Source organism: Martinezella rhizogenes (assembly GCF_027460065.1).
Taxonomy (GTDB): domain Bacteria; phylum Pseudomonadota; class Alphaproteobacteria; order Rhizobiales; family Rhizobiaceae; genus Agrobacterium; species Agrobacterium rhizogenes_C.
In genome coordinates this window covers 1-24518 of record NZ_JAPYZZ010000010.1, presented here as the reverse complement: position 1 = coordinate 24518, position 24518 = coordinate 1, and the positions used below count along the sequence as shown (strand labels likewise).

Sequence of the window (24518 nt, the reverse complement as noted above, 5' to 3'; positions counted from 1 at the left end):
TCATTCTGCGGAAACGAGGCGGCGCGGGCCAGCGCCGTCATCGGCCAGAACATCGTTCGGATTGCGCAGCGGACAATCATCCAGCGACAGGCAACCGCAGCCGATGCAGCCGGTCAGCTGATCTCGCAGCATCACCAGATTGTTGATGCGAGTCTGGAGCATTTCCCGCCAGGACTGTGAGAACCTGCGCCAGTCCGCCGTCGTCGCCACCCGGTCCTGCGGCAGATCCGCCATCGCGTCCCTGATGATGCTGAGCTGGATGCCGGCCCGCTGCGCGATGCGGATGATGGCGATGCGCCGCAGGACGGCGCGGTGATAACGGCGCTGGTTGCCGGCGGTGCGCCAGCCTTCGATCAGCCCCTTCGCCTCATAAAAATGGATGGTGGAAACGGCAATACCGCTGCGGCGCGCGACATCCCCCACCGACAGGCTGTGTTTGAAGATGGTATTTTCCATTCTGGCTCCTGCTTCCGGAACGATTTCCGCGCGGGAAATGCGAAAACGCGTTGAAGAGCAGCCGGTATAATTCCTCAACTATAGTTGAGGTCAATAGGCGAATGGTCAAAAAAAGAGGCGCCCGGTGGGCGCCCCTGAAATGCGGCGAGGATGGCGCAGTTAGAACTTCGCCGTCATGCTGATCCAGAAGCGGCGGCCTTCCATGACGGTGTTGAAGTCGTCGGTGCCGACATCCTTGTCGAAGACATTATAGACGGCTGCATTGAGGTCGACATTTTCAGCGACCGCATATTTCGCGCCGATATCCAGCGTGGTGTAGGCGTCATATTTCCGTCCGGCCTTGCCGTTGATCGTCACCGGCGTACCGTTGGTGCCGATGCGCGGGCCGGCATTGATTTCCGATCCGTGGTAATTCAGCGAAGCCCAGGCTTCCAGCCCATCGATCGGAGTTACCCAGTCACCGCGCAGATTGGCCATATGTTCAGGTGTCCGCGCCAGCGGGAAACCTTCATAATCGCCGGTCTTCTGTTCGGAATGCGTATAGGTGTAGTTGCCGCGCAGCGTCAGTTCCGGCGTCGCATACCAGGTCGCCGTCAGTTCCACGCCCTGAATGACCGCATCGTCGATGTTGTAATTATACCAGAGACGATAGTTGCGATCCTCGCTCCAGCGGGCCGGCGTCCCATCCGGGTTGAGCACCAGCGCGTTGGAAATCTTGTCCTTGAAATCGGTGTAGAAATAGGTGGCGCCGAGGGCGACGTCGCCATTGTCCCAAAGGGCGGCCACTTCATAGCTCGTGCTCTTTTCCGCTTCGAGATTAGGATCGCCGATGATCACGCCGCAGGTGCCGCTCGGTCCGTAACTGCAACCGCCGCCACCCGTGGTATAGGCGTAACCCGGCGCGATCTGGCGGATTTCAGGAGCGCGGAAGCCGGTGGAAACACCACCTTTGATCGTCAGCTCATCTGTGGCGCTCCAGACACCGTAAAGCCGCGGGCTGAAATGATTGCCGTATTTCTCGTGATTATCGAGACGGAGACCGCCCGTCAGCGCAAAATTATCAACGATGCGCCATTCATCCTCGACGAAAAGCGCCCATTGCGTTGCGGAGAAGGTTTCGTCGAGGCCGGTGCGGCGGCCCGGATTCTGGTCCGTCAGCCGCGCCTCGAAATATTGCCCGCCGGTCACCAGCGTATGGTTGCCGAATAGCTCGAACGGCGTGGTGAACTTGCCGTCGAGGACGGTGTTGCGGACCTCCGGCGAACGCGGATTTTCCGTCACCCTGCCGGTTCGGATGTTTCTGGTGAAGTTGGTGCGCTCCGCCCATTCCTGCTGGAACGAGAATTCAGACGTGGTCGGTCCCCAGCGGCCAGTATGCGACAGCGACCAGTGATCACGCGTATTGGTGTTGTAGGTGCCATTGGCATCCGTCGCCGCCAGCGTTTCACCGGGTTCGGCGTCGCGGCGCAGGCGGGTCTTGCCGCCTTCCAGATAGATGTCGTGGTCTTCATTCGGCGTAAACGTCAGGCGGCCGTTGAAATCATATTCCTTGGCGCCCGTGGTGCCGTTCAGAATACGGTCTTCGCCCCGCGTGAAACCCCTGCCCCAGAGCTGCAGACCAAGCTGATCCTTCAGGATCGGCCCGTTCGCATACCAGGAAACCTGGCCGCTATTGCCGAACTTGGAATGCTGCTGGACCGTACCCTCGGTGGTGACGGAGCCGGACCAGACATCACCGACCTTGCGAGTGATGATGTTGATGACGCCGCCCATGGCATCCGAACCGTAAAGCGACGACATCGGGCCGCGCACCACCTCGATGCGCTCGATTGCCGAGACCGGTGGCACGAAGCTCTGTTCGAAGCCGGAATTGCCATTGGTGCGGGCATCGCGCGTGCTCTGCCTTTTGCCATCGACGAGGATCAGCGTGTAAGCGCCGGGCAGGCCACGAATGAAAACATCCTTTTCATTGGCGATGCCGGTGACGGACACGCCCTGCACTTCCCGCAGGGCATCGGTCAGGTCGCGATAGGCCCCCTTTTCCAGGTCCTCCCGCGTGACAACCGTGATGCTGGCAGGTGCGTCCTTCACATTCTGCTCGAAGCCGGATGCGGTGACAACGATTTGCTGAAGAACCGTGGTTCCCCCGGACGCCTGCTGCGCGAAAACCGGCAGAGCAAAGCCCAAGACCGTTCCCGCCATTGCTGCGGAAAGACCGGCCTTTATTATTGTCGCAGTCCTATTCTGGCCGCGGTACTTCAATTCCATGTTATGCCCCCGCATTTAACTTGAGAATTACGCACCACTTATTTAGGAGGAGGTGCGGGCGCAACGCGTTTGTTTTCGAACAGTTCTAAATTCCAGAAATTGCAAAGAGGGCTCCCCGGTTGCTTCGGCGGAGTAAAAAGACGCAAGATGACAACCGGCAAGAGAAAAGCAGAACAGGCCTCCACGGCGAAACCCGACAGGCTTGGACAGCTGAAATTACTTGTCGCTTTCGATGCCCTGTTGCGGGAAGGCAGCGTCAGCCGGGCGGCAGTCGGTATGGGACTGCCGACATCGTCCATGAGCCGGATATTGCAGCAACTCCGGGAAAAATATGGCGACCAGCTTTTCCTGCGCACTGGCCAGGGACTGCGCCCCACCCCCTTTGCGGAAACCATGCGGCTGCGCATTCGCTCGCTGGCGGCGGAAGCCGAAAATCTGATGGATTATTCGCAGGAGAAACCGGAAGGCCCGGCCGCGCCGGATAAAAGCGGTTGGGAACAGCCGGTGCTGATGAAGGCGCCGCCGCTTTCGCTTCGTCCCAGCGTTCTCTTGGAAGGCCAGCCGACACCGGAACACATTGCCGACCGTCTCGCCCGCATCGGTCACAATGCCGATCCACGGCATCGGCTCGCAAAATATATCGCGACCTCGGCGATGGGCATCGGCAACAGCCGCCCGCTCGCCCAGGAGGAGGCGATGGATGCGCTGTCGATCATTCTCGAGGGCGAAGCCGACCCCATACAGGTCGGCGCGCTGCTCGCCACCATGCATTATCGCGGCGTGACCGCCGCGGAACTTGCAGGCTTCATCGAAGCCATGTGGCAGCATATCGGCAGGGATCGGCAGCGGCCCGCATCCGTCGATCTCGACTGGCCGGCCTATATGTCACCGAAACATCGCGATGCGCCGTGGTTCCTGCATTCCGCCCGTCTGGTTTCCATGGCGGGTTATAACGTCCTGTTGCACGGCCATGTCGGTCAGGGCGACAATGGCGGCAAGCTGGAACTCGCCGCACAGGCCTGCGGCATTCCCCTTTGCCATTCTCTTTCCGAGGCGACGGAGGCCATATCCTCGCAGCGCATCGCCTATCTGCCGATCGGCGGCCTGTCTCTGCAATTCCAGAGCCTGCTTGGCCTGCATGGCATTCTGGAAATGCGCCTGCCGCTCAACACGGTCGTCCATCTCCTCAATCCGCTTCGCGCCAGAAGCACCATGATCGGTGTGGCCCGCCCCTCCTATCAGGAACTCCATCGTGATACCGCGCGGCTGCTCTCGGTGGAGAACCTCGCCATTCTCGGCAATACCCGGGATTTTGCGCAATTCACACCGTTCCGCACCACCCGGATTTTCGGTCTTTCAAAAGGCAGAGATATCGAATTGCTCATTCCCGCCCGCGAAACCCCGCCCGCCGAAATGCCGACCATGTTCACCACCTTCGAATATTGGCGGGCGGTCTGGACGGGTGCGGCGAGGGACGTGCGGGCGGAAACCATCATCATTTCCACGGCCGCTATCGCAATGATGCTGATCAATGATATGGCCCTGCCCTTCGAGGAGGCCTATGCCCGCAGCCTGCAACTCTGGAACGACAGGGCGCGCAATCTGGTCCACGCCTGATCCTGATCAGGCATTGGCCACCGCGCTTTTCAGCGCCAGATATTCCCACAGGGCAACGGCGAGCAGAATTCCCGTGCTGGCCAGTTGCAGCACGAAGAGCGGAATGCCCGGCACCGGCAAAAGCAGGCACAGCGCCGCAACGCCAGCGAAATGTGAAACGGGTCGTTGATAGGCGGCGGCGATCTTGACGCCGATATTGCCGGCCAGAAACAGAACCGGTCCGCCGAGAATGGCGATCGCCTCCCGCATCGTCGCGCCCTCGCGGGCATGGGAAAGGCTGAAATCCTCCCCCACTGCCGTCAGGATGATGCCGGCGACGATGGGCAGATGCCCGTAATTGAAAAGGTTCTGCGCGATCTTCGTTTTTTCTTCGGCATTCTCAGCCTTTCTGGAAGCCTCTTCCTGCCCGTGGTGAAAATAAATCCACCACATCACCACGGTGCTGACAAAGGCCGAGCAGAAGACGAGGAAGGTCAAAGCCGAATTCATATATTCGGTCGCAGTGCGGCCCGTGGTGAGGATTGTTTCACCCAGGCAGATGATGACAAAGAGCGCGCAGCGCTCCGCCAGATGTTCGCCGGAAAGATGAAGCCTGTCCTCATCGCTCGAAGCCACGCCCGGCACGACGTAACGGCAGGTGGGGCCGGCATATTCGATGGCAAGCGCGATGCCCCAGAGCAGAATACGATCCGCCAGGTCGACCAGACCTCCCGCCAGCCAGAACAGGCTTGATATGGTGAGCCAGATCGTCACCCGCACGAATATCAGAAAGGACTGCCGATCTTCGCCCTTGAAGGCGTAAAGCGCAAAAAGGCTTCGTCCCACCTGCATGGCGCTATAGATCAGCGCAAAGACGAGACCCTGCTCCGCAAAGGCCTTGGGTAAGGCAATGGCCAGCAGAACGCCGCCGAACATCAGGACGAACAAAAGCAGGCGGACCGGCTCTTTCTCTGTATTCAAGAGGTTGGTGATCCAGGTGGTGTGTATCCACAACCACCATAGCGACAGGATCAGGATGCCGGCCTCCAGCGCCGCCGTCGGCCCGAAATCCTTGGCAAGCGCGTGGGAGAGCTGGATCAGGGCAAAGACAAAAACGAGATCGAAGAACAATTCGGGAAAGCTGGCCTTTTCGGCATCTTCCCCCTCCTGCCTTATCCAGCTGTCGGCCTCCGGTTTGCCTCTGGACATCTTGTTTCCCGTATTCATTCCGCTCCTGCCATATGATACCCGTCGGTGAGAACGGTTTCCTCACCACCATCCCTCATCGTTGCGACAGCGCTTCTTCGCTTGCTGGTGCGGAGGGCGGTACCCCTCGTCCCGGAAATTCGAGCGACCGCGCACTGTCGGGATAAAAACGCGGGCCTACCAGACGGACTTTTTTTCCCGAAACATCGGTAATGTAGTTCGGGCCAGTGGTGGGATGTGCGATCTGGCCGCTCGGGGCTTTGGGCGCTTCCAGCGTGCTGACTTCAATGGGCTGGGCTGCTGCCGGCATGACCATGAAGACGGTAGCCATAGGAACGAGGAGAGATGATCTGAGACGCATGGGGCAAATATCCGGGCACAATTATTTGCGCATAAACAGCCTTCGGCTGCTTTGGTTCCGCCGCCTCTCAGCCCTCTCCCTCGAGATAGGAGCGATATTGGACATAGTCCGCGCTCGGCCGCCCATCGATGATTTCAGGCAGCCGACCCGCACCGCCCGGCAGATGGCCCGCCTTTTCAAGTTCTGCTCTCACGAGTTTCTCTATGGCCCCATGCCGCGGCAAGGCGTGATCCGCCATATAAAGAGCAATAGCCAGTTCCACATCATCCGGAAAAATCATCGGCTCAGCGATCCTTCGAAACAATCGAGGCAAACGCAAAACGTCGTAGAAGGTTCAACCAGCCCGCTGGGACGAAGCCCAGATTACCTTCGTATTGAAGGGCTGTTTTCCGACGATCAAATCGTGGTGCCGATGCAGGCAGGTCTACGCTTCATGCGCATTTAAGATGGCGATTGATACTGTACGCTGCCTTTTTATGCCGCTGACGGTGCGATTGCTTAAAAAAATCAGGCAGACTCAAGCGATTGAAATCTATTACTGAAAAACGTAAACGAAAGCTAATTGGCACTTAACTTTCATTACTTTGCATTAACCATAGGAAGCCTCTTTGGACGCTTGATATCAGCAGCCTTAAGCGAATCTGCTGATGCGTGTGGAAGCGGTGTTAGTGTACTGTCGGACCGATCTTTCCGCAAGCTACCCCGCCATACCCGCCTCCATCTTGTCCTGGCGCCCCCGCAGCTGCGCCAGAAGCATGGTCTGCACATCGAAACCACCCTCCTGGGCCTTGCGCGTCAGATTGCGCAGATATCCGCCGAGCGAGCTTATCTGGTCCGCCTTCTGCAGCAGGCATGCGAGGATGGCCGCCGTTCCCTGCCGGCCAAAGGCGGTGAGTGCCTCCTGATAGGCGGACTGGCTGATGTTAAACATGGTTTTGATCACGGAGGTCGCGACTTCGAGATCACGCCAGCCGGTGATGGCTCCACCCGGGGCGTAGAGCGAAATGTCAGGGCAAGCCTTCAAAACCAAAACAATATCAGGAACAAAAAATTGCTTATGAAGAACAGCCTTTGGCGATGGCGGTACAGGTTTCACACTGATGGGTGCCACATATGCCGGTTGGGCGGTGGCGGTGCTGGCAGGTGCAACGGTAACCGGCTCACGCATATCCTGCCGTTCAGATATGGATTCGGATTCTGAATTCTTTATGAGGCGCTCATTTTGGCAGTCATTGCCGCCCGTTTTTTCGGATTTTTCAATATTTTCCAGATAGTTGGTCACTTCTGCACGCAAAGAGGCCAGGAATCCTGCGATTTCCTTGAGTTCCACGGCCTTCGAATTGCGACCAAGAGAGTTTGCGATGGCATTGTATCGGGTCTGAAACCCGTCGAAGGTTTTGACATCACCATGCGCGGCGATCATTTCGCAAAGTTTCTGGATATCGCGGCGGCAAAGGCTGATGCTCTCACGAAGACGCTGAAGATCGAGCCTTTCGCTGATGATACGCTCGGCCAGTTCCTCGATTTCAGTTTTGCGGGCAAGAAGCGGAGCCAGTGAGAAACCATAGGCTTCGCTGATCTCGCCTCCTCTGTGTTTGCGGGCGTAACGTTTTCCGTTCGGGCTATCCTTGCGAATGATGAGGCCGGCCTCGACGAGCGCCGAAAGATGCCGGCGCAATGTCTGTTCGGCCATACCATGGGCGCGCAGCGACAATTGCGTGTTTGATGGGAACACCACCAGACCGGCTTCGCTGGAAAGCTCATTCTTCGGATAAAAACTCAAAAGCGCGTTCAAAACCGCAAGGGAGCGATCGGTCACGCCGAGCAAGGGTCGGGCTTCACAGACCGAACGATAGAGTTTCCATTTATCGACCGCTTCGACTTTTCTGGTCTTCTGTGCGGCAAACTGGGTTGCGAGGACGCCAAACGACATCGCTCGCCGCCCAAAGGGCGTCGTTACACATGTGCTGTTCATGTCTTTCACCTTTCACAAGGCAAAAGAAAATCGCTCACCGAAAAATTCGATGCCAAGACTCTTGACTATGATTCGCGGAAATGAGATTCTTTGGTTGCTTAGATCAAAGAAAGGCTTCCGTGCGGCAACGTTCGGGGGCTTTTTTCTTTTGTTATGTGTCTCCTGTTAGTCGTTCGCGTTAAAACTCACTGTTTGGACCGGTATTCGGCAAACAGCGTCTGAAGATGTTCGAGAACGAATTTGGCAAATTCCGGCGCTTCGTTCTTGTCGATAGAGATATCCAGCTTGCGGTCGCTCTCGACCACCTTGGCTAGTCGCCCTCCGGTTTCCGATGACCAGACGCCGGCTTTTTTGGCCTGCGCCTTGGGCTTCAGGAAATCCAGTAGCGATTTGAACCGTTCTTCCGATGTCAGGGCGGCAACGGTGGCATCCTTTATATAGGCGCGGGCCGCTTCCTTGACCTGCGAGGAGGAAAGCTGATCGGCAAGATCCATCCAGTTGCGACGGCCAACGCCTGGGGCAGGGCCGATGAGATCGACGAGATCCTCTGGAATGCGGCCGACAACCGACAGCATGTTGGAGAGATCACCCTTGTGAAGAGACATGGCGGCCATGATCGTGTCGCGCGGGAACCGCATCTGCAGTTTCTGGGCAAAACGCGCCTTCTCAATATAGGTGAGGTCGCGGCGCTCGTTGTTTTCCTGACCCTGGGCGACGACCAGTTGCTCGTCACTGAGGTCACGAACGACTGCCTTGACCGGAATACCAAGGTTCGACACTGCACGCAGACGACGATGGCCGAAAGCAACCTGATAACGGCCCTGAAAATCGGGATGCGGGCGCACCAGAATGGGAACCTGCTGGCCCTGTTCGCGAATGGCCTCCACCAGACCGGCATCCGCTTCTTCGGAGGCTGGCATGCGATCCGGTATGAAGGATGGATCGATATCGGCAGGGTTCAGAGAAACGATCGTCAGACCTTCTGCGAGCTGCTTTTCGATCTCTTCCGCCCGCTTGGCGCGTTCCGATACTTCGTTGAGCGACTGGCCGATCATACCAACGGGGGAATTCAGAACATCCGTCACAAGGTCCGGAGAGCCCAGGATGGGCCTGATACGCGGACGCGACCGCTCGGAGGCGGCCTCATTGCTGTCGGCGGCGGGAGTGCCAAGGTTGGCAAAGATCTGTTTTCTGCTCATGCTGCCCTACCCCACGCTTTTTTAATCAGTCCTTCGATTTCAGCGTTTACGTTGTTCATGGCTTCCAGCGCACGGTCATAGGTGGACCGCGTGAACTGGGTTCTTTCCACTTCGAAAAGTGTCTGGTTGGTCAATCCGGCATCCGAAACCGCCGTGCTTTTCAGCATGGGATGGATGAGGACGTTTTCGCCGAAGATGGAGCGCAGGAAGGCGACCATCTGGTTCTGCGGGCCGTCACTCGGTTCGAAGCGGGTAATCAGGTAACGCATCCAGTTGTAGTCGGAGCGTGCCCCGGCCCTGCCGATTTCGGCGAGAAGATCGCCGGTCATGGCCAGAAACTGATTCATCGACATCACATCAAGCATTTGTGGGTGAACGGTGACGAGAACCGATGTGGCAGCCGTCAGCGCCGAAAGCGTCAGATAACCGAGCTGCGGCGGGCAATCGATGACGACGACATCGTAGAAGTTCTGCGCCTGGGCGATGGCTTGGCCGATGCGGGCAAAAAACAGCGTATCACCCGGGGCGCGGCGCATCAGTGCACGCGGCGTGTCATGTTCGAACTCCATCAGTTCCAGATTGCCGGGAACGATATGGAGATTGGGAATATAGGTGCCGCGAACGATCTCGGCGATCGGCCGACGTTCATCGTCGTAACGGATCGCACCGTAAAGTGTTTCATTCGGTCCGACATCGATTTCCGGCTGGTGGCCGAAGAGGGCGGAGAGACTGGCTTGCGGATCGAGATCAATGGCGAGCACACGATAACCGCGCAGCGCCAGATATTGCGCCAGATGTGCCGAGGTCGTGGTTTTGCCCGAACCGCCCTTGAAGTTCATGACCGCGATGACCTGCAACTCTTCGCCTTCCCGGCGGTGCGGTAGATAGCGGCGGGTGCCACGGGCGCCCTGATCCAGGAATTTCCTGATCTCATCCATATCCTCGACCGAATAGGAACGACGGCCGGAGGCCTGCGCGGCATCGAGCTCCGGACGCTCGGAGGCGATCTGGCGAAGATAGGCCTCGCCAATGCCGATCAACCGCGCGGTTTCCGCCGGCGAAAAATGGCGCATGCTCTTTTCGGTGTGAGGGGAAAATGTATTTGCATTATGAGCCTGCAATTGGGCTGACAACGCAGCCGAATGCTGTTGTATAAGACTCGTCAGGTCGGGTGCTCCTGCGGCACGTCTTAAATCGGCACTCTGTGTCATCGGTCTTCTTTCGCTCGAAATTGCAGTAGCGGTTTTTTTCGAAAAAGGCGGTTTTTTCCGCAACTGAGATATAAGCGCCGATTCTCTTTTTGGCGCAATAGGCTTTTTTCTCAGGTGCAAAACTGCCGCTAAAGCATTGTGGAAGAATCACATTTGCTTTTTGTGACGGTTTGCCGGTTAGCCTCGGCTAACTTCTCTTTTGTGAGGATAGGGAGGGGCGCAATGAGATCGTTCCGCGGCGGCCCCCGCGTCCTTTTTCAAAGTTAGCCGCGGCTAACTTCAGGTTCGACTGGCTGCCCATTCCATGAATCATAATGGCAGAAAGTGTGGGTAGACATTGGCAGGTGTTTAATCTCTACTTGTTGACTAGGGTATTGTTCGGTTGGGCGCCCGCCGCCCGTCTGTCTTAGACTGTCGCAGGTTGGAGGAAACGCATGTCCTATGATGTCGCTCTTGTCGGGTCGGGTTTCTCGGCCATCTGTACCGCCGCGCATCTTTTGTCTTCGTTGCCGGCGGAGGCCTCGATTGCCATCGTCGGTGATGAATCGGATTTTGGGCGTGGCACTGCCTATCGCACGGAGCTGCCCTATCACCGGCTAAATGTGCCGGCGAGAAGAATGAGCGTCTTTCCCGATCGGCCCAATGATTTTGTCGACTGGCTGACGGAGAACGGTATCACCACAGACCCTCTGGCTTTTGCCTCGCGCGGTGACTACGGCCTCTATCTCCGAGACAGGTTGGCAAACTTGTTGAGAAGCAGGGAGCAACGGGCGAGGGTGGATTTCATCCGGGCAAAGGCCTCGGCCTGTCGGCCGGACCATTCTGGTGTTTTTTCCTTTGTCCTGGAAAATGACGAGCAGCTGCATGCGAAGAACGTAATTTTATGCCTCGGCGTCGGCTCGGCCAGTTTGCCGGGGCAAACTGTTGCGAAGGATGAAGGTGAGCCGCGCCGCATCATCAGCCATTGCTGGCAGCCCGGATGGCTGTCCAAGGTGAAAGCGGGTGATCGCATCTGTATTTTGGGTTCAGGCCTGACGATGATTGATCAGGTTCTAACCCTGCGCGGGAAGGGGCATCAGGGGCCGATCCATGTCCTGTCCCGTCGCGGATTGGTGCCGCACCCGCATGTCAGCCCTCCATCGCCTCCTGCGGAAATACACTTCCTCGAAGGCACAATGGAACTCAGCGGGCTATTGCAGACTCTGCGTAGGCAAGTGAAAGACGGAAAGCCCTGGCGCGCCGTGATGGATAGTTTAAGGCCAAGAACGCAGATGCTTTGGCAGAGCCTTTCCGCCGAGCAGCGCAGCCGCTTTCTTCGACACGCCCTGCCATGGTGGAATATTCACCGGCACCGCATCGCGCCCGAAGTTTCCGGTGCTTTCGCAAAACTGCTTTCGGACGGTGTTCTGGAGATCCATGCGGGTTACCTTCGCTCCATTGATGAACAGGTAGACGGGATTGCGGTGCGTTATCGCCGCAGGCATACGCAGATATTGAAAGAGTTGCAGGTCGATTGGGTCGTTAACTGCACCGGCATGGAGCGGGCTGGCATCGGCCATTCGCGACTTCTCGAGACCATGCGGGATGATGGGGTCCTTTTGCTCGATCCCTTCGGGCTGGGGGTCGAGGTGGACGAGCAGTCTCGTTTGTTACGGAAGGATGGGGAAAGCTGGTCCGGTCTTTTTGCTGCTGGTGCGCTGACCGCGGGCCGCTTCTGGGAAATAACCGCTGTTCCGGATATTCGCGTGCAGGCGCAGAAGATTGCGCAGATCGTCACCGAAAGAGTCGCCTCGACAATGCACCGGATTTCCGCGCGAGGTTGAGTGGCTTGAGGCTCTGTCTAAACATATAGGCCATGGCCGTACGGCATCTCGCACCACGTTAGCCGCGGCAAACTTTTCGTGCTTACGCGCTGGACACTTGCAAGATACGGGTCACGGAATAGAGAGTGGCAAGCGAAGACATCGGGCAGGCCGCGCGTCGTCTTGGAAGGCAACGCCTCTTGATATAGAGCCTGCTTGCAGCAGGCGAACCGCGGTATTTTATGACTGCAACTAAAAGCCCGGCATCTGTGGTAGGATGCGTATACGAACGCCCATTTGCTAAATAATTTACATCACTTATGGAAATGCATGGTAAAATCGGCTATGAAGCACGGTATATTCAGGATTTATGAAAATAATTTGCGAGGATGCGTGGAAAATCAAAGGCTGGTAAGATACGAGACGGCGGACAATCAGGCTGGCGGGCAGCGTCGACCATTTGCCAAAGCCGTGCGGGCTGGCGATTTCGTTTACGTCTCGGGCCAGGTGCCAACCGTCGATGGCGAGGTCGTGACCGGCGGGATCGTCGCGCAGACCGAGCAGGTGGTCGCGAATATCAGGGATGTTCTGGCGCTCGCAGATTGTACGCTGGCCGATGTGGTCAAGGTTAATGTCTGGCTGGACGATGCCCGGGATTTCTCGAGCTTCAACGCTGTTTTCCAGAAATATTTCATCGATCATCCGCCGGCGCGTTCAACCGTGCAGTCGCCGCTGATGGTGGATGCCAAGGTGGAAATGGACGTTATCGCTTATAAACCGCTGGCTTAAGCCCCTGATTTTGCAACTCTGCGAGTAGACAATGAGCTATCCCTGGCCTGATGCGGGCACAGCCCTCAATGCGATTTCGACGCCCATGCCCGTCATTGATGAGGACAGGCTCGCCGCCAATATCCTCAGGGCGCAATCCTATCTGGATGTGCACAGCAAGGCCTTCCGGCCGCATATCAAGACGCACAAGATACCCGCCATTGCCAAACAGCAGCTTCAGGCGGGTGCGATCGGCATCAATTGCCAGAAGGTCAGCGAGGCGGAGGTCTTCGCGGATGCCGGTTTCGAGGATATCCTGATCACCTACAATATTGTCGGTGCGGCGAAGCTTTCGCGGTTGAAAGCGCTGAATGCCCGCATCGGGAGGCTGAGTGTCGTGGCCGATAGCGCCGTGACGATTACCGGCCTTGCCGGTACATTTGATACGGCAAGCCCGCTTGCCGTTCTGGTCGAATGCGATACGGGCGGCAAGCGCTGCGGTGTGCAGACGCCGGAGGCGGCATTGGCGCTTGCGGAACAGATCGTCGCGGCACCGGGTCTCATATTCCAGGGCATTTTGACCTATCCGGCACCGGGCGGCGCCGAAACGGTGGAAAACTTCATTCGCGAAACAATGGCGTTGCTCGCCGCTAAGGGCATTGAATGCCCGGTTCGATCCAGCGGCGGCTCGCCGGATTTCTATTCCGCCCATCTCGTTCCCTCCGCCACCGAACATCGGGCCGGCACCTATGTCTATAATGACCGTTCGATGCTGCGTGCAGGGCATTGCAGCGCTGGCGATCTCGCCATGCATGTTCTCGCCACTGTCGTATCAAGACCCACGGCCGACCGGGCCGTGCTGGATAGCGGCTCCAAGGCCCTGACCTCCGATCTTCTGGGTTTCAGCGATTATGGGCTGATCGAGGGTTATGAGGGTGCAAAAATCATCTCGCTTTCGGAAGAACATGCGGTTGTCGATCTATCCGGCTGCAGCGGCGGACGGCCTGAAATCGGTGATGTGGTCCAGGTCGTACCGAACCACACCTGCGTCGTCAGCAATCTTTTCGACCGGATGGTGTTTCATCGAAACGGCGTTGTAACGCGGGTTGAAGAGATCGCGGCCCGGGGAACAGTCTGGTAAAATTACCCGACTAAGTAAATTACGAATCGGAAGCTGCGGGAATGCAGATACCGGCAACGAGAAATGAAAGACATGCGCATCTTCACGGCGTCGCTAGCCACTGAAACCAATACGTTCTCACCCGTCCCGACGGATATGGACGCATTTCGCGCGGCTTTTTATGCCGGGCCGGGGGAGCATCCGGAAACGCCGACGCTTTGCTCGTCGCCTGTGCCTATTCTGCGTCGCCGTGGCAAGGCGGAAGGGTTTACGGTGATCGAAGGGACGTCCTGCTGGGCGGAACCCGCGGGCCTCATCCAACGTCAGACCTATGAAACGTTGCGAGACACCATTCTTGCCGAGCTTGCTGCCGCTCTGCCGGTGGATGCCGTCGTGCTTGGCCTGCACGGCGCCATGGTGGCCCAGGGTTATGACGACCCGGAAGGCGATTTCCTGTCGTGCATTCGCGCCATGGTCGGGCCGGATGTGTTGGTCGCGGCGGAGTTTGATCCCCACAGTCATCTGACGGCGCTTCGGGTCAAAAATCTCGATATCATGGCGACGTTTCTGGAATTTCCGCATACGGATTTCGAAGAGCGCGGTGAGCATGTTGTGGAAATGGCGCTGCGCACGCTCCGGGGAGAGATCAGCCCGGTCATCTCTACTTTTGATTGCCGCATGATCACTATTTATCCGACCAGTCGTGAGCCGATGCGTTCCTACGTCGATCGGTTGAAGGCGATCGAGGGCAAGGAGGGCATCCTGTCGATTTCCGTCATTCACGGTTTCATGGCCGGCGACGTGCCGGATATGGGAACGCGGATCGTTGTCGTAACCGACAATGACAAGGCAAAGGGTGATGCGCTGGCCGAAAAACTCGGCCAGGAGCTTTATGCCATGCGCAAGCTGACGGCGATGCCGATGCTGGATACGGAATCGGGCCTTGACCTCGTTCTCAACCTTCGCAGCAACAATCCCGGAAAGCCGGTCGTCGTATCGGACATATGGGATAATCCTGGCGGTGGTGTTGCAGGCGACGCCACTCATATTCTACGGCGCATGGTAGCGCGCGGCATGGACAATTTTGCCGTCGCGACGATCTGGGATCCGATTGCGGTGTCTTTCTGTCACGCCGCGGGCGAGGGGGCGGAGATCGATCTGCGCATCGGCGGCAAATCCAGTCCCGAAGGCGGCGAGCCGCTTGATTTCCGCATAAAGGTGATGCGCACGGCCGAGGCCGGCTGGCAGAGTTTCCGCAACAGCCGGGTAACACTGGGTCGCACCGCAGTTGTCCGGCCGCTCGGCACTGACATCGACATCATCCTCATCACCAGTCGGACGCAGACTTATGAGCCGGATATCTTTTCTAATCTCGGCATCGATTTCGCGAAAAAGGATGTGCTGCTGGTCAAATCGACCAACCATTTCCACGCCGGTTTTGCGCCCGTGGCCTCCGAGATCGTTTATATAGCGGCTCCGACGTCCTATCCGACCGATCCGGCGAAAACGCCCTATCGCAAGGCGAGCCTTGAACTCTGGCCGCGCGTGGCTGATCCGCTGGGTCTGGATTGAGGTGAACGCCGGTTGCGCCTTGTCTAGGCGCAAGCGCCGCGCATGGTCTGGAAAGACGTCAGATACGCTCGAGCGTGATCAGGAAAAACGCGTTTTCGCTCTGATCCGCCTCGATGACGAACGGCAAACCGGCTTCGATCAGCAGGCCATCGAGCTTTTCCAGACGGTTCTTACTGTTGCCGGTGGAGACCGTCAGAGGTCCCAGTGCGAGAACAAGTGTGGTGTTTCCGGCTGCTTCACCTGAAAACGACCCGGAATGCCTTTCCACGACGTGATGAAAGGTTGAGCGCCGGGTCATGACGTTCAGATCGGTAATCGGGCCATCCGGTAAGGTCGCGTAAACCGGAACATCCGCCGGAAAGGGCAGGGGCGGGCTTTCTTTTGTCAGTAACAGGGGATCGCCAGCCGAAATTGCAAGCGCCATACCGTTTCCGTGAAGAATAGAGAGGGTACGGTCAATGCCTGAAAAGATCGAAAACGGCCCGTCATTCGCAACCGTCGCCATGCTGATGCGCCAGTCGAAATCCTCCACGGAAGAACCGGTTGGAAAAATGGCGATTTCCACCGTCTCGCCACCACCGTTTTTCCAGGGCATACGCTTGTAGTCGCTTGCGCGCAGCAGGGTCATGTTTTCCATCTCTCGAAGGATCGGCCGGAAATGGTGTTTCCATCTCCGGCCATGGGAGGATCAATTGCCGAGAATACCGGGCAGGCGCAAGCCCTGCTCCCTGGCGCATTCCACGGCGATGTCGTAACCCGCATCGGCATGGCGCATAACGCCGGTTGCCGGGTCATTCCACAACACCCGTTCCAGCCGGCGTGCGGCATCGTCAGTGCCATCGGCGCAGATGACCATGCCGGAATGCTGCGAGAAGCCCATGCCGACGCCGCCGCCGTGATGCAGCGAAACCCAAGTCGCGCCGGATGCGGTGTTGAGCAGCGCATTAAGAAGCGGCCAGTCGGAAACGGCATCCGAACCGTCTTTCATGGCTTCGGTCTCGCGGTTGGGCGAAGCGACGGAGCCCGAGTCGAGATGGTCGCGGCCGATGACAACAGGCGCCTTCAGTTCACCGTTCCTGACCATTTCGTTGAAGGCAAGCCCGAGGCGATGGCGGTCACCAAGCCCAACCCAGCAGATGCGCGCCGGCAGACCCTGAAACGCAATGCGCTCGCGCGCCATATCCAGCCAGTTATGCAGGTGCTTGTTGTCGGGTAGCAGTTCCTTCACCTTGGCGTCAGTCTTGTAGATGTCTTCCGGATCACCGGAAAGGGCGGCCCAGCGGAACGGCCCGATGCCGCGGCAAAAGAGCGGCCGGATATAGGCCGGCACGAAGCCCGGGAAGGCGAAGGCGTTTTCCAGCCCTTCATCCTTGGCGACCTGGCGGATATTGTTGCCGTAATCGAGCGTTGGAACGCCGGCATTCCAGAAATCGACCATGGCCTGAACATGCACCTTCATCGAGGCGCGGGCGGCAGCGGCAACGGCCTTCGGATCGCTTTCCTGCTTGGCGCGCCATTCGGCAACGGTCCAGCCGGCGGGCAGATAGCCGTGGATTGGATCGTGCGCCGAGGTCTGGTCGGTGACGATATCGGGACGGATGCCGCGGCGGAAAAGTTCCGGGAAGATCTCCGCGGCATTGCCGATCAAGCCGACGGATTTTGCCTCGCCCGCCTTTGTCCACTGGTCGATCAGCGCCAGCGCCTCGTCCAGCGTATGTGCCTTCGCATCGACATAACGGGTGCGCAGGCGGAAATCGACGCGGGTCTCGTCGCATTCGACGGCGAGGCAGCAGGCGCCGGCCATGACGGCTGCCAGCGGCTGTGCGCCGCCCATGCCGCCGAGACCGCCAGTCAGGATCCACTTGCCCTTCAGGTTGCCGTCATAATGCTGGCGACCGGCCTCGACAAAGGTTTCATAGGTGCCCTGCACGATGCCCTGCGTACCGATATAAATCCACGAACCGGCCGTCATCTGGCCGTACATCGCAAGGCCCTTCTTATCCAGCTCGTTGAAATGATCCCAGTTCGCCCAATGCGGCACCAGATTGGAATTGGCGATCAGGACGCGTGGCGCATCCTTGTGGGTGCGGAACACGCCGACCGGTTTGCCGGACTGCACGATGAGGGTTTCGTCCTCGTTCAGGTCCTTCAGCGTCGCGACGATGCGGTCGAAATCGTCCCAGGTCCGGGCGGCGCGGCCGATGCCGCCATAAACCACCAGCTCATGCGGGCGTTCGGCGACGTCAGGGTCGAGATTGTTCATCAGCATGCGCAGCGGCGCTTCCGTCATCCAGCTTTTGGCATTGAGTTCAGTGCCCTGTGGTGCGCGGACGTCGCGAATATTGTGGCGTGGATTGTTCATGTGCTTTCCCCTTATCATTTCGTGTCGAGCGCAAATTTTTCCATGCGCGTGAGAATGGTCTTGAGATGGCTGCGAAGCCGTTCGGCTTTGCCCGTGTCATAGGCAAAAGGCGGGTGCTCGTTTTGAAGATGGGTGGACTGCGCCAGCTCCATCTGAATGGCATGCACGCCGGTCTCCGGTTTTCCGTAATGGCGCGTCGTCCAGCCGCCCTTGAAGCGGCCGTTGAGAATGCTGTCATAGCCCTCTGCTGCTGCGGTCACCTCGACGGCGATTGTCTCGATCGTCAGATCGCAGGTCTTGCCCATATCCGTGCCGATGTTGAAATCCGGCAGCTTTCCCTCGAACAGGAAGGGGATATGCGAGCGGATCGAATGGCAATCATAGAGAATGGCGATGCCATGGATGGATTTCACCCGTTCAATTTCCGCCGCAAGGGCTGCGTGATAGGGCGCGTGGAAGTTTTCAAGGCGATAGGCGATGTCGGCTTCGTTCGGCTCCGCTCCCGTTTTCCAGATGGCCTTTCCGTCGAAGTCCGTTTCCGGGATAAGGCCGGTCGTGTTCTGGCCGGGATAAAGGCTCACGCCGGAGGGATCGCGGTTTGCATCAATCACGTAGCGGTGGAACGTTGCCCGCACGGTTGTCGCGTTTTCGAGAAGCCCGGCATAAAGCTCATGGATATGCCAGTCCGTATCGGCGAGAATTCTGCCGTTGTCGTTCAGGCAGTCCCATATCGCGGGCGGAACCTCCGTTCCGGTATGCGGCAGACCGAGGATGATGGGCGAGCTGCCCTGATGAAGAGAGAAAGGTGTGTTCATCAATCAGCCCTTTTCTCCGTGGGCTTACCCCCCTCTGCCCTGCCGGACATCTCCCCCACAAGGGGGGAGATCGGCAAGAGGATAACACTTTGCCCATGGAAAGAGCGTGCACGGCATCTGATCTCCCCCCTTGAGGGGGAGATGCCCGGCAGGGCAGAGGGGGGTAACCCCTGTGTGCAGTTGGATGAGGATAAAACGTTCATCAACTCAAGCCTCCAGCTTCGGCAGAATGCCGTCCGAAATCGTCGAAACCAGCGCCCCTGAAGCAATCAGATCCGCCGCAGCCTTCAAATCCGGCGCCATATAACGGTCTTCCTCCAGTGACGGGACTACCGCACGCAACGCGGTAATTACCTTTTGCAATTCTGGGCTGGTTTTCAGCGGCCCGCGCAGTTCCACACCCTGAACGGCCGAAAGCGCTTCGATTCCAAGGATGGCAAAGAGATTTTCGGTCATCGGCAGCAGTCGTCGCGCGCCATGGCAGGCCATGGAGACATGGTCTTCCTGATTTGCCGAGGTCGGCGTCGAATCGACCGAGGCCGGATGCGCCATCTGCTTGTTTTCGCTCATCAGCGCAGCGGAGGTGACTTCGGCGATCATCAGCCCGGAATTCAGTCCCGGCTTCTTGGAAAGAAAGGCAGGCAGGCCATAAGAAAGTGCGGGATCAACCAGCAGCGCCACACGGCGCTGGGCGATTGCACCGATTTCACAAATGGCAAGCGCCGTCTGGTCGGCGGCAAAGGCGACCGGTTCGGCGTGGAAGTTGCCGCCGGAAACCACCGAGTTGTCCGATAGTACCAGCGGATTGTCGGTCACCGCATTGGCTTCGATTTCCAGCGTGCGGGCCACTTGCCGCAGAAGATCGAGGCAGGCGCCGTCGACCTGCGGCTGGCAACGAATGCAATAGGGGTCCTGAACCCGCTCGTCGCCTTCAATATGGCTGACGCGGATTTCCGAACCTTCCAGCAGCCGGCGCAGTGCCGCACCGGCATCAATCTGGCCTTTATGGCCGCGCAGGCTGTGAATATCGGGATGGAAAGGCGCGGACGACCCCATGGCGGCGTCGGTGGAAAGCGCCCCGGTAATCAGCGCCGCCTGTGCTGCACGATGGGCGCGGAACAGGCCGGCCAGAGCCAGAGCTGTCGAGGTCTGCGTGCCATTGATCAGCGCCAGCCCTTCTTTTGCCGCAAGAACCACCGGCGTCAGCCCGGCCTTCGCCAGCGCCGTGCCGGCAGGAAGAAGTGCGCGCCCATAAAAGGCCTCGCCTTCACCCATCATCACGGCCGCCATATGGGCAAGCGGCGCAAGATCGCCGGAAGCGCCAACCGAACCCTTTTCGGGAATGACGGGGATGACGCCCTTTTCCAGCATGGCCTCGATCAGCCGAACCAGCTCCAGCCGCACACCGGATGCGCCGCGGCCGAGCGAAACCAGCTTCAGCGCCATGATCAGCCGCACGATATTTTCAGGAAGCGGTGCGCCAACCCCGCAGCAATGCGACAGGATGAGATTGCGCTGCAACGTCGCCACATCGGCGGCGTCGATCTTGATGGAAGCAAGCTTTCCGAACCCGGTATTGATGCCATAGACCGGCGCATTGCCAGCGGCGATTTCGGCAATGCGGGCAGCCGCTTTTTCAATGCCGGCGTCGAAAGAACGATCGAGCTTTGCCGTGCCGTTTTCCCAGTAGATTGCGGCAAGATCGGCAAGCGTCACAGCGCCTGGATGAAGTGTGATGGTTTTCATGGTCATGGGGAAACCTTCTGTCCCTTGAAAATACGGGCATGGAGCGGGTTAAAACCGATGCGATAGACAAGCTCGGCCGGGCGCTCGATATCCCAGATGGCAAAATCGGCGGATTTTCCGGCCTCCAGCGTGCCGGTTTCCGCAAGCAGGCCGAGCGCCTTTGCCGCATTGCGCGTTGTCGCCGTCAGGCACTCTTCCACGGTCATGCGGAAAAGCGTGGCGCCCATATTCATGGTCAGGAGCAATGACGTGAGCGGTGACGTGCCGGGATTGCAATCCGTTGCGAGCGCAATTTCGGCCCCGGCATCACGCAGGGCCTGCATTGGTGGCAACTGCCTTTCCCTGAGCGCATAGAAGGCACCGGGCAGAAGCACGGCCACCGTTCCCGCTTTTGCCAGCGCCTTCGCACCGGCTTCATCGAGATATTCCAGATGATCGGCCGAAAGTGCGTTGTAGGAGGCAGCAAGCGCAGCACCGCCAAGATTGGAAAGCTGCTCGGCATGCAGTTTGACGGGAAGCCCCCGTTGCTTCGCTGCCGCGAAAACCCGGTCGATCTCCGCGACGGAAAAGGCGATGCCTTCGCAAAAACCATCCACAGCATCCGCCAGTCCTTCCGCATGGGCCTTTTCCAGCCCGGGCAGAACGACTTCGTTAATATAGTCGGCGTTGCGGCCCTTATAGTCGGCGGGTGTCGCGTGTGCGGCGAGGTAGCTGGTGACGATGCGCACCGGCCGCAGCGTCTCGAGCTTGCGGGCAACACGCAGCATTTTCAGCTCGGTTTCGATGTCGAGACCGTAACCGGATTTGATTTCGATGGTGGAAACACCTTCGGAAAGAAGCGTGTCGAGACGCGGCAGCGCCTGCGCCACCAAAACCTCTTCCGGAAGCGCACGCGTGTCGCGTACTGAAGAAACGATGCCGCCGCCGGCTTTGGCGATCTCTTCATAGGTGGCGCCATTCAGCCGCATCTCGAATTCCATGGCGCGATTGCCGCCAAAGACGAGATGGGTGTGGCAGTCGATCAAGGCCGGCGTGATCCAGCGGCCGCCGCAATCGGTCGTCTCATCGGCTGTCGAGAAATCGGCGGGCAGATCGCTTACCGAGCCGGCAAAGGCAATGCGGCCGTTCCGCACGGCAATGACGGCATTTTCGACAGCGCCGATGCCATCCATGGCGGGATTAAGGGTCGCCAGCCGGGCATTGCGCCACAAAGCCGTGGCGTTCCCCGTCGCCGTTCCCTTCGTAGAATTGTTCCCTGGCATTTGCTTTTCGCCTTTCCTTTGTGAGTTAAATGTATATACATAATAATCGGCTTGGCAAGCTGCAATTTCGGGTTTGAAATGGCCTTGCCGGAAAGAACCAAAGGAGAGGGTGGCATGACGGCAATTCACGCGGGCGCGGCACTTCTGGCGGGTGGATGGGCGAAGGATGTTCGCGTCATCTGCGAAGACGGCGTCATTTCATCCGTCGAAACCGGCGTTTCCCCGCAGCCGCAGGATGAGCGCCACGCCGTCATCGTTCCGGCCATGCCCAATCTCCACAGCCATGCCTTTCAGCGCTCCATGGCCGGGCTTGCCGAAATTCGCGGTCCCGGTGACGACAGTTTCTGGAGCTGGCGCACGGTCATGTATAAATTCGCGCTCTCCATGACGCCTGACCATGTCGAGGCGGTTGCCGCTCAGCTATATATGGAAATGCTTGAGGCAGGTTTCGGCCGGGTCGGCGAATTCCACTATCTGCATAATGACAGGGACGGCACACATTACGGCAATATTGCCGAAATGGCCGAGCGTATCGGCGCGGCCGCTTCGCAAACGGGCATCGGTCTCACATTGCTGCCGGTCTTTTACGCCCATTCCGGTTTTGGCGGTCAGGCGCCGATCGACGGGCAGAAACGTTTCATCCATTCGCTCGACAGTTACGGAAAGCTGATGCAGGGCGCGCAAGCCGTGGTGGAAAGCCTGCCGGGCGCCGTCCTCGGTATTGCACCCCACAGCCTGCGCGCCGTGACCGGCGCCGAACTGGCAGCCATCGAGCCGCTGGCAAAAGGTGGGCCGATCCATATTCATGTGGCGGAACAGACGAAAGAAGTGGACGATTCGCTTGCCTTTTCCGGTGCTCGGCCGGTGGAATGGCTGCTGGACAATGCGCCAGTCGATGGTCGCTGGTGCCTTATCCATGCGACGCATATGACGGAAACCGAAACGAGGCGCATGGCAAAAAGCGGGGCCGTTGCCGGTCTCTGCCCGATCACCGAAGCCAATCTTGGTGACGGCCTCTTCCCGGCCCCGGTCTTTCTTGCCGAAGGCGGCCATTACGGTGTCGGATCGGACTCCAATATCCTGATTTCCGTGCCGGAAGAGTTGCGAACCCTCGAATATTCGCAGCGCCTCTCACTTCGGGCGCGCAATGTCATCGCCGATGCCGGTTGCTCAACGGGTGAAAAACTCTTCCTGCAGGCGCTCGAAGGCGGCGGCAGGGCACTGGCCATGCGAAATGGTGTTGAACAGGGAAAAAGCGCCGATTTTGTCGCTCTTGATGTGTCCGCCGTTTCCTATCTTCCGATATCCCAGATTCTCGATCAGTGGATGTTTGCTGGCGGCATCGCGGTCGATTCGGTCTGGGTGCGCGGCAAAAAACTGGTGCAGGACGGCCGGCATATCCATCGCCATGAAATATCCAGTCGCTTTAACAAGGTCATGGCCGAACTCCTCGATAGCTGATATGGCCTCGGCAGCAACGGAAAAAAGCCAGTGGGGAAAGGCATTTCGGACGTGACGAAAGCATCGGCCGGGCAGACGCTGCACCAGCGTATCCTCAGCGACATCGAGGGCCGGATCGTTTCGGGAGAATGGCCGCCCGGTCATCGGCTGCCTTTCGAGGTCGACCTTGCCGATCAGTATCATTGTTCGCGCATGACCGTGAACAAGGTCATGGGCCAGCTCGCCAAGGCCGGTTTGATCGAACGCCGCAAGAAATCCGGCAGTTTCGTTCGTCAGCCGCAGATCCAGTCCGCCGTTCTTCAGATTCATGACATCGGGGCCGAAGTTGAATCGCTCGGTCTCGACTATGGCTTCAAAGTCCTGGAATGCACGAAACGCAGCGCCAAAAACGGGGACCGTGAAAGGCTCGATGTTTCCGTCGGCACAGACTTGCTCGAAATCATCTGCATCCATTTCGCGGGTGCGCGGGAATTTTGTATCGAGCAGCGTCTCATCAATCTGGCCGCCGTACCGGAAGCGGCCGAAACCGATTTTACCGAAATTGCGCCAGGCCCCTGGCTGCTCGGCCATGTTCCATGGAGTACTGCCGAACACCGGATCAGCGCTGAGACGCCATCGAAGGAGATCGCGCGCCTGCTCGGCATTTCCGACAGGCAGGCCTGTCTTGTCGTGGAGCGTCGCACCTGGAGCAATTCAGGCGCCGTCACCCATGTGCGGTTCACCTATCCGGGCAATGCGCATGCGCTGGTCGCCCGTTTCAGCCCGTCTTCAGATTGATATCCGCATAGGCCCGTGGGCCTGTTATCGCGAAATGGAAACCCTATATAGGAGAAGGCCCATCATGCCTGCGGTTTGCGAGCCCGAAAATCGTTAAAACCCGTTAATTTATACGATAAATCTCAAATTTCCTTTTAAATTCAGTCACTTGTATAATTTCTTTAGTTTTTCGAATTTGGGCTGTTGACTTGTTTGAGGGTGATCTCTTATAAGTCCGCTCACTGAACGAGGGCGGCGGCGCTGCTGGCGACGAAGTCTTTCGTTCTAARWAAATCAAGTTGATGAGCKGAWTGCTTGTTGGTTTCGGGGYCTKRTGGYTTCGGGGATTGATTGATTGACTGCTTTGAGTGGTCTGTTTTTTGACAATTGAATATGAGAAGAAAGAGAAACGTGGGCGGCGAAGCTTGCGGGGTCTGAAGGAATTTGGATCTCTGGAATAGACTTTGACGGTCACGTTTGGATAAGAGAATACACCTCATTATTATCGCAGCGATGCGGATGATGATGGGTGTGAGTTCTCGTCGATTCAGAACGACGTGATTTAGTTAAGATTGAATTCTC

20 protein-coding genes are annotated in these 24518 nt (G+C 58.1%); 7 read left to right on the top strand and 13 right to left on the bottom strand.

What is annotated here, in order from left to right; genetic code table 11:
• Positions 1-456, bottom strand: coding sequence for a redox-sensitive transcriptional activator SoxR (soxR, locus tag O8B93_RS16375; protein ID WP_080828920.1), 456 nt, complete (start codon positions 454-456; stop codon positions 1-3).
• 159 nt (positions 457-615) lie between these two features.
• A complete protein-coding gene (locus O8B93_RS16370; protein WP_269710982.1) occupies positions 616-2724 on the bottom strand; it encodes a TonB-dependent receptor plug domain-containing protein in 2109 nt (702 codons plus the stop codon).
• 147 nt (positions 2725-2871) lie between these two features.
• Between O8B93_RS16370 and O8B93_RS16365 the strand changes: the two genes are divergently transcribed.
• On the top strand, positions 2872-4341 hold the full coding sequence (locus O8B93_RS16365) for a glycosyl transferase family protein (RefSeq protein WP_269710981.1): 1470 nt from the start codon (positions 2872-2874) through the stop codon (positions 4339-4341).
• A 6-nt stretch (positions 4342-4347) separates the two neighbouring features.
• Here the strand turns inward: O8B93_RS16365 and O8B93_RS16360 are convergent, their stop codons facing one another.
• The 6 genes from O8B93_RS16360 to repA all read right to left on the bottom strand — a co-directional run bounded on the left by O8B93_RS16360 (position 4348) and on the right by repA (position 10272).
• Positions 4348-5547 carry a low temperature requirement protein A gene (locus tag O8B93_RS16360; RefSeq protein WP_269710980.1) on the bottom strand — a complete coding sequence of 400 codons (1200 nt, stop codon included), beginning with the start codon at positions 5545-5547 and terminating at the stop codon, positions 4348-4350.
• Positions 5548-5602: 55 nt separating this feature from the next.
• The gene (locus tag O8B93_RS16355; protein ID WP_269710979.1) at positions 5603-5887 is read right to left on the bottom strand and encodes a hypothetical protein; all 285 of its coding nucleotides are present in this window, start codon (positions 5885-5887) and stop codon (positions 5603-5605) included.
• Positions 5888-5954: 67 nt separating this feature from the next.
• Positions 5955-6167: a hypothetical protein gene (locus tag O8B93_RS16350; RefSeq protein ID WP_269710978.1), complete on the bottom strand. Its 213-nt coding sequence runs from the start codon at positions 6165-6167 to the stop codon at positions 5955-5957.
• A 417-nt stretch (positions 6168-6584) separates the two neighbouring features.
• A complete protein-coding gene (gene repC / locus O8B93_RS16345) occupies positions 6585-7862 on the bottom strand; it encodes a plasmid replication protein RepC (RefSeq protein WP_269710977.1) in 1278 nt (425 codons plus the stop codon).
• Positions 7863-8047: 185 nt separating this feature from the next.
• On the bottom strand, positions 8048-9061 hold the full coding sequence (gene repB, locus O8B93_RS16340; protein ID WP_269710976.1) for a plasmid partitioning protein RepB: 1014 nt from the start codon (positions 9059-9061) through the stop codon (positions 8048-8050).
• Positions 9058-10272, bottom strand: a complete 1215-nt coding sequence (gene repA / locus O8B93_RS16335; RefSeq protein ID WP_269710975.1) for a plasmid partitioning protein RepA — start codon at positions 10270-10272, stop codon at positions 9058-9060. Before repA ends, repB begins: the two co-directional genes overlap by 4 nt.
• 434 nt (positions 10273-10706) lie before the next feature.
• On the opposite strand from repA, the gene O8B93_RS16330 reads away from it, so the two are divergent.
• The 4 genes from O8B93_RS16330 to O8B93_RS16315 all read left to right on the top strand — a co-directional run bounded on the left by O8B93_RS16330 (position 10707) and on the right by O8B93_RS16315 (position 15534).
• Positions 10707-12095: an FAD/NAD(P)-binding protein gene (locus O8B93_RS16330; RefSeq protein WP_269710974.1), complete on the top strand. Its 1389-nt coding sequence runs from the start codon at positions 10707-10709 to the stop codon at positions 12093-12095.
• A 372-nt stretch (positions 12096-12467) separates the two neighbouring features.
• Positions 12468-12863 carry a RidA family protein gene (locus tag O8B93_RS16325; protein WP_269710973.1) on the top strand — a complete coding sequence of 132 codons (396 nt, stop codon included), beginning with the start codon at positions 12468-12470 and terminating at the stop codon, positions 12861-12863.
• 31 nt (positions 12864-12894) lie between these two features.
• Complete coding sequence (locus O8B93_RS16320; RefSeq protein ID WP_269710972.1) at positions 12895-13983, top strand: D-TA family PLP-dependent enzyme; 1089 nt, start codon at positions 12895-12897, stop codon at positions 13981-13983.
• Positions 13984-14055: 72 nt separating this feature from the next.
• A complete protein-coding gene (locus O8B93_RS16315; RefSeq protein ID WP_269711104.1) occupies positions 14056-15534 on the top strand; it encodes a M81 family metallopeptidase in 1479 nt (492 codons plus the stop codon).
• 58 nt (positions 15535-15592) lie between these two features.
• On the opposite strand, the gene O8B93_RS16310 is transcribed toward O8B93_RS16315, so the two are convergent.
• The 5 genes from O8B93_RS16310 to hutI form a co-directional block, all read right to left on the bottom strand.
• Entirely contained in the window at positions 15593-16162 is a 570-nt protein-coding gene (locus O8B93_RS16310; RefSeq protein ID WP_269710971.1) for a HutD/Ves family protein, read from the bottom strand.
• A 60-nt stretch (positions 16163-16222) separates the two neighbouring features.
• Positions 16223-17896 (bottom strand): urocanate hydratase, encoded by a 1674-nt coding sequence (gene hutU / locus O8B93_RS16305; protein WP_269710970.1) that lies wholly within the window; start codon positions 17894-17896, stop codon positions 16223-16225.
• A 14-nt stretch (positions 17897-17910) separates the two neighbouring features.
• Positions 17911-18711, bottom strand: a complete 801-nt coding sequence (gene hutG, locus O8B93_RS16300; RefSeq protein ID WP_269710969.1) for an N-formylglutamate deformylase — start codon at positions 18709-18711, stop codon at positions 17911-17913.
• Between the two features lie 207 nt (positions 18712-18918).
• Complete coding sequence (gene hutH / locus O8B93_RS16295) at positions 18919-20463, bottom strand: histidine ammonia-lyase (protein ID WP_269710968.1); 1545 nt, start codon at positions 20461-20463, stop codon at positions 18919-18921.
• Positions 20460-21719: an imidazolonepropionase gene (gene hutI / locus O8B93_RS16290; protein WP_269710967.1), complete on the bottom strand. Its 1260-nt coding sequence runs from the start codon at positions 21717-21719 to the stop codon at positions 20460-20462. Before hutI ends, hutH begins: the two co-directional genes overlap by 4 nt.
• A 114-nt stretch (positions 21720-21833) precedes the next feature.
• On the opposite strand from hutI, the gene O8B93_RS16285 reads away from it, so the two are divergent.
• Both O8B93_RS16285 and hutC read left to right on the top strand, forming a co-directional pair.
• The gene (locus O8B93_RS16285; protein ID WP_269710966.1) at positions 21834-23180 is read left to right on the top strand and encodes a formimidoylglutamate deiminase; all 1347 of its coding nucleotides are present in this window, start codon (positions 21834-21836) and stop codon (positions 23178-23180) included.
• A 51-nt stretch (positions 23181-23231) separates the two neighbouring features.
• Positions 23232-23957 carry a histidine utilization repressor gene (gene hutC / locus O8B93_RS16280; protein WP_269710965.1) on the top strand — a complete coding sequence of 242 codons (726 nt, stop codon included), beginning with the start codon at positions 23232-23234 and terminating at the stop codon, positions 23955-23957.
• Positions 23958-24518: the final 561 nt, after the last annotated feature.

Bases quoted from the DNA above. Each gene is read 5' to 3' on its own strand.
- O8B93_RS16330 (WP_269710974.1), top strand. From the start codon at position 10,707: ATGTCCTATGATGTCGCTCTTGTCGGGTCGGGTTTCTCGGCCATCTGT.
- O8B93_RS16350 (WP_269710978.1), bottom strand. From the start codon at position 6,167: ATGATTTTTCCGGATGATGTGGAACTGGCTATTGCTCTTTATATGGCG.
- O8B93_RS16370 (WP_269710982.1), bottom strand. From the start codon at position 2,724: ATGGAATTGAAGTACCGCGGCCAGAATAGGACTGCGACAATAATAAAG.
- hutG (WP_269710969.1), bottom strand. From the start codon at position 18,711: ATGAACACACCTTTCTCTCTTCATCAGGGCAGCTCGCCCATCATCCTC.
- O8B93_RS16320 (WP_269710972.1), top strand. From the start codon at position 12,895: ATGAGCTATCCCTGGCCTGATGCGGGCACAGCCCTCAATGCGATTTCG.
- O8B93_RS16315 (WP_269711104.1), top strand. From the start codon at position 14,056: ATGCGCATCTTCACGGCGTCGCTAGCCACTGAAACCAATACGTTCTCA.
- repC (WP_269710977.1), bottom strand. From the start codon at position 7,862: ATGAACAGCACATGTGTAACGACGCCCTTTGGGCGGCGAGCGATGTCG.
- repB (WP_269710976.1), bottom strand. From the start codon at position 9,061: ATGAGCAGAAAACAGATCTTTGCCAACCTTGGCACTCCCGCCGCCGAC.
- O8B93_RS16355 (WP_269710979.1), bottom strand. From the start codon at position 5,887: ATGCGTCTCAGATCATCTCTCCTCGTTCCTATGGCTACCGTCTTCATG.
- hutI (WP_269710967.1), bottom strand. From the start codon at position 21,719: ATGCCAGGGAACAATTCTACGAAGGGAACGGCGACGGGGAACGCCACG.
- O8B93_RS16310 (WP_269710971.1), bottom strand. From the start codon at position 16,162: ATGACCCTGCTGCGCGCAAGCGACTACAAGCGTATGCCCTGGAAAAAC.
- repA (WP_269710975.1), bottom strand. From the start codon at position 10,272: ATGACACAGAGTGCCGATTTAAGACGTGCCGCAGGAGCACCCGACCTG.
- hutU (WP_269710970.1), bottom strand. From the start codon at position 17,896: ATGAACAATCCACGCCACAATATTCGCGACGTCCGCGCACCACAGGGC.
- hutH (WP_269710968.1), bottom strand. From the start codon at position 20,463: ATGACCATGAAAACCATCACACTTCATCCAGGCGCTGTGACGCTTGCC.
- O8B93_RS16360 (WP_269710980.1), bottom strand. From the start codon at position 5,547: ATGAATACGGGAAACAAGATGTCCAGAGGCAAACCGGAGGCCGACAGC.
- soxR (WP_080828920.1), bottom strand. From the start codon at position 456: ATGGAAAATACCATCTTCAAACACAGCCTGTCGGTGGGGGATGTCGCG.
- O8B93_RS16285 (WP_269710966.1), top strand. From the start codon at position 21,834: ATGACGGCAATTCACGCGGGCGCGGCACTTCTGGCGGGTGGATGGGCG.
- O8B93_RS16365 (WP_269710981.1), top strand. From the start codon at position 2,872: ATGACAACCGGCAAGAGAAAAGCAGAACAGGCCTCCACGGCGAAACCC.